Here is a 1,315-nt window from a genome sequence, read left to right on the forward strand (position 1 = left end):
AATATACCATCCTGCTGGAATATCAGCGACGGGAATATCTGGAGAAGGAGGTATTGCTTCAGTGAAAGACTCTGGCTCGTCAATATACCATCCTGCTGGAATATCAGCGACGGGAGTATCTGGAGAAGGAGGTATTGCTTCAGTGAAAGACTCTGGCTCGTCAATATACCATCCTGCTGGAATATCAGCGACGGGAATATCTGGAGAAGGAGGTATTTCTTCGCTGAAAGACTTTTGAGCCTCAATTACCAATCCCGGCGCAACTGAAGATAAGGATGGCAATAGCGGCTCCTTATCCCCCACAAATACAGGCTCTGTGATGGTTTGAGGTACAGATGGGTGACGTAGAGCAATCAAAACCTCAAAGAGCTTTTGCAAACTCTGGAGGTTATTCTGAATCATCAGGTTGCTTTGAGCCACCTGATCCTGGTGAAATTGTAGCAGTTCCCGGTAAGGACCATTACCCAAAAACTGATCGCCAATTTCATTTTCAATTGCGCCTTCAATGGCATTAATCTGAGTTTGCAGGCGGAAACCTGGTTTTGCCTTATTTTCCGCCAAATCCTCCGTTCCCGACAAGACTTGGGTGGTAATTTTCAGCGTAGCCGCCTCTGTCAAAGCCAGTGTCAGGGCTTCGGTAATATTACCTGCTTTAAGTTTTTCTCTAAAGTCGTCGCTCGACGCCATAATACTAATCTCACTGAATGGGGGCAGTTTGCCCGCCAAGAAAGTGCCAGTCGTTTCTAGGGTTATCTTGAAAATTTAGGACAAATCATCCTGACTGGAAGGAGATAGGAGAGGATCTGTACTTCTACGTGACGAAGGTGGCAATTGGGCTAAGGTACGAGTTAGGACGGTAAATATCTGTTGTAAGTTCTCCAAATTATGTTGAATAATTTGACGACCTGATTGAACCTGATCCATGTGAAATTGCCGTAGTTCGGTATAAGGACCATTGGCGATGAACTGAGAGCCAACTTCAGTATCGATAGATCCTTCTACAATATTAAGACGAGTGCGCATCCGCGAACTAGCTGGAGGTTCATCTGATACAGATGAAGTCTTAGCCTCTGAGTTAGCTGAGGATACCCAGGTAGTAATTTCTAACTCAACAGATTCAGCCAGTGCGAGGGTTAGTGCATCCACTATCCTACCCGCCTGGAGTTGTTTTTTGAATTCGTCGCTGGTTGTCATAATTTTATTTAGCTATAACTTTGGCTCAAACCACGAGAGTGCTTTGAATATAGCAAACCTATCCTCACACATTAACAAATTTCCTGGCTAGGGAGTGGGAAATGGGGTGTTGAGTCTGGGG

The 1,315-nt window shown here is 45.1% G+C and carries 2 protein-coding genes; both read right to left on the reverse strand.

Translation table 11 applies throughout. The features are described from left to right. Positions 1–687: hypothetical protein (locus tag NJ959_RS20225; protein WP_254013547.1), on the reverse strand; the 687-nt coding region annotated here is incomplete at its 3' end. 75 nt (positions 688–762) lie between these two features. Continuing rightward, positions 763–1,194 (reverse strand): hypothetical protein, encoded by a 432-nt coding sequence (locus tag NJ959_RS20230; protein WP_254013548.1) that lies wholly within the window; start codon positions 1,192–1,194, stop codon positions 763–765. Positions 1,195–1,315: the final 121 nt, after the last annotated feature.

Source organism: Limnofasciculus baicalensis BBK-W-15 (assembly GCF_024178385.1).
GTDB classification, from domain to species: Bacteria; Cyanobacteriota; Cyanobacteriia; order Cyanobacteriales; family Coleofasciculaceae; genus Limnofasciculus; species Limnofasciculus baicalensis.

Coding starts and splice junctions, on each gene's coding strand:
- NJ959_RS20230 (WP_254013548.1), bottom strand. CDS start 1,194: ATGACAACCAGCGACGAATTCAAAAAACAACTCCAGGCGGGTAGGATA.